Here is a 2,608-nt window from a genome sequence, read left to right as displayed (position 1 = left end):
CAGCCGCGGCTTCGGCATCCGCAGCCGCCGGATCTGGGACGCCCGGACGAACGCGTACCACCCGATCGACCGGCCGTTCACGGCTTCCTTCGGGAACTTCTCCCGCACCAGCTTCGCGATCTTGCGGCCGTTCACGAAGCCCTCGATCGCCATCACCAGCAGCATCGCCGTGCACAGCAGCGTGATGTACGACTGGACCTGGGGCAGCGGCACCAGCAGCGCCAGGAACACCACGATGGCCAGCGGCATGAACAGGCCGAGGAGGTTGCGCCGGCTGTCGACCAGGTCGCGGACGTACCGCTTGACCGGCCCCCGGTCGCGCGGGAGCAGGGCGTTGTCGTCGCCGCGCATCATCGCGTCGCGGCGGGCCTTGGCCGCCGCGCGGCGGTCCTCCTTGGTCTGCGGGTTCGCCTTGCGCAGCTCCTTGTTGCGCTTCATCGCCTCACGCATGGTCGTGGGCGGCGGCGCCACCGGGCCGCGCTTCTTCGCCTCGGCGTCGCGGCGCTTCGGCGTGGCCTTGCCCTTACCGGGCGTGTACGCCTTGCCGGCGACGTCGACGGCTTCGCCCGCCTCCGGCTCTTCGGCGGCGGTGTCTGTGGTGCTTCGGCGCAGGAACCTCACCTCACCAGGGTATTGCAGGCGTCACGCCGCCGTTCACCAGGTCGATCCATGTGCGACCATGGTGGGGGAACAGATCGGACGCCCCCGGTGTTGAACAGCTCAGCACGAGGAGTATCCGCAGCGAGTTCGACTTTGATGAGGGAGTGCCATGACGACCGCTGAGCACGCCGGCGCGACGCAGGCCGAGACCGCCGAGGAGACCCACGGCGTCACGTTGACCGACGCCGCGGCTTCCAAGGCGAAGGCCCTGCTCGAGCAGGAGGGCCGCGACGACATGCACCTGCGCATCGCCGTCCAGCCCGGTGGCTGCGCCGGCCTGCGTTACCAGCTGTTCTTCGACGAGCGCACGCTCGACGGCGACCTGTTCCGCGACTTCGACGGCCTCAAGGTCGCCGTGGACCGGATGAGCGCGCCGTACGTGTCGGAAGCCGTCATCGACTTCGTGGATTCGATCGAGAAGCAGGGCTTCACGATCGACAACCCGAACGCCACCGGCTCCTGCGCCTGCGGCGACTCGTTCCACTGAGCCGGTTTGCCCGAAGCCACCGCACGTGGAAAGGCCCCGTCTCCCGGAAGGGAGGCGGGGCCTTCTCCGTCTCTGCGGACTACACGTAGGCGTCGAGCTCCGCGACCTGGGCGTGGCACACCTCGTCGACCTCCCACGGACTGGCCGTGGCGGGGGCGGGCGGACGGCTCTCGGCCTGCAGGGTCGCCGGGATGAGCGCACAGTCGGCGATCAGCTCGGACAGGGTCTCGGGTTCGGTGACGGCGTTCACGATTCGTAACGCTATTGATCCGCTCTCGACTGGAGAAGGAGTACCAGCCGGTAGTGTCGGTTGGGCGCGCGCGAACTACCCGGATGGGTCATGACCCGGGGGTAACTTCGCGCCTTTTGCCGTGAGGTCGAACACGAAGGAGCAGCCGGTGGCAGACAGGGCCAGGATCGCGGTGTCCGGCAGTATCGCGACCGACCACCTCATGCATTTCCCGGGCAGGTTCGCCGAGCAGCTGGTCGCCGAGCAGCTGCACCGCGTCTCGCTGAGCTTCCTCGCCGACGACCTGGTGGTCCGGCGCGGCGGCATCGGCGCGAACATCGCCTTCGGCCTGGGGGTGCTCGGCGTCAAGCCGGTCCTGGTGGGCGCGGTCGGCGCCGACTTCGCCGACTACCGCTCCTGGCTGGAGCGGCACGGCGTGGACACCTCGGGCGTGCACGTGTCGGAGGTCGCGCACACCGCGCGGTTCGTCTGCACCACGGACGAGGACCTCTGCCAGATCGCGACGTTCTACGCCGGCGCGATGGCCGAGTCCCGCAACATCGAGCTGCTGCCGATCGCCGAGCGCGTCGGCGAGCTGAGCCTGGTGCTGATCAGCCCGGACGACCCGGAGGGCATGATCCGCCACGCCGAGGAGTGCCGGCAGCGCGGGTACGCCTTCGCGGTCGACCCGTCGCAGCAGCTGGCCCGGATGACCGGCGAGCAGGCGCGCGCGTTCGTCGCCGGCGCGAAGTACCTGTTCAGCAACGACTACGAGTGGGAGCTGCTGCTCCAGAAGACCGGCTGGACCGAGGCCGACGTCCTCGACCAGGTCGGCGTCCGGATCACGACGCTGGGGGAGAAGGGCGTCGAGATCGTCGGCAAGGACGGCGTCGCCTTCCAGATCGGCGCGGTCCCGGAGCGCGCGAAGGCCGACCCGACCGGCGTCGGCGACGGCTTCCGCGCGGGCTTCCTGGCCGGTCTCGACGGCGGCCTCGGCGTCGAGCGCGCGGCCCAGCTCGGCTCGCTGATCGCGGTGCTGGTCCTGGAGACGGTCGGCACCCAGGAGTGGACGTTCGACCGAGCGGAGGCCCTGGCCCGCATCGGCGAGGCGTTCGGCCCGGACGCGGCGGAGGAGATCTCCGCGGTCCTGCCCGCCGCCTGACCCGCGTGGTCGTGAGTGGTAAGGCGGGTTGGTGACCGGGACCACGCGCCGCCGGGCGCGGGGCGCCACG

4 protein-coding genes are annotated in these 2,608 nt (G+C 70.4%); 2 read left to right on the top strand and 2 right to left on the bottom strand.

Annotation, left to right across the window (positions count from 1 at the left end):
* A partial coding sequence (locus ACWDN5_RS46650; protein WP_449680785.1) for a DUF3043 domain-containing protein occupies positions 1 to 621 on the bottom strand: 621 nt, incomplete at its 3' end.
* Positions 622 to 769: 148 nt separating this feature from the next.
* Between ACWDN5_RS46650 and ACWDN5_RS46645 the strand changes: the two genes are divergently transcribed.
* Positions 770 to 1,147 (top strand): HesB/IscA family protein, encoded by a 378-nt coding sequence (locus tag ACWDN5_RS46645; RefSeq protein WP_086845389.1) that lies wholly within the window; start codon positions 770 to 772, stop codon positions 1,145 to 1,147.
* 79 nt (positions 1,148 to 1,226) lie between these two features.
* Here ACWDN5_RS46645 and ACWDN5_RS46640 read toward each other — a convergent pair whose 3' ends face one another.
* Positions 1,227 to 1,397 (bottom strand): hypothetical protein, encoded by a 171-nt coding sequence (locus ACWDN5_RS46640; protein ID WP_310977130.1) that lies wholly within the window; start codon positions 1,395 to 1,397, stop codon positions 1,227 to 1,229.
* 148 nt (positions 1,398 to 1,545) lie between these two features.
* On the opposite strand from ACWDN5_RS46640, the gene ACWDN5_RS46635 reads away from it, so the two are divergent.
* A complete protein-coding gene (locus ACWDN5_RS46635) occupies positions 1,546 to 2,538 on the top strand; it encodes a carbohydrate kinase family protein (RefSeq protein ID WP_310977131.1) in 993 nt (330 codons plus the stop codon).
* Positions 2,539 to 2,608: the final 70 nt, after the last annotated feature.

It is taken from the genome of Amycolatopsis sp. NPDC003731 (assembly GCF_053586895.1).
Note: the sequence above shows the minus strand (reverse complement) of the source record. Positions and strands in the feature narration are given on the sequence as shown.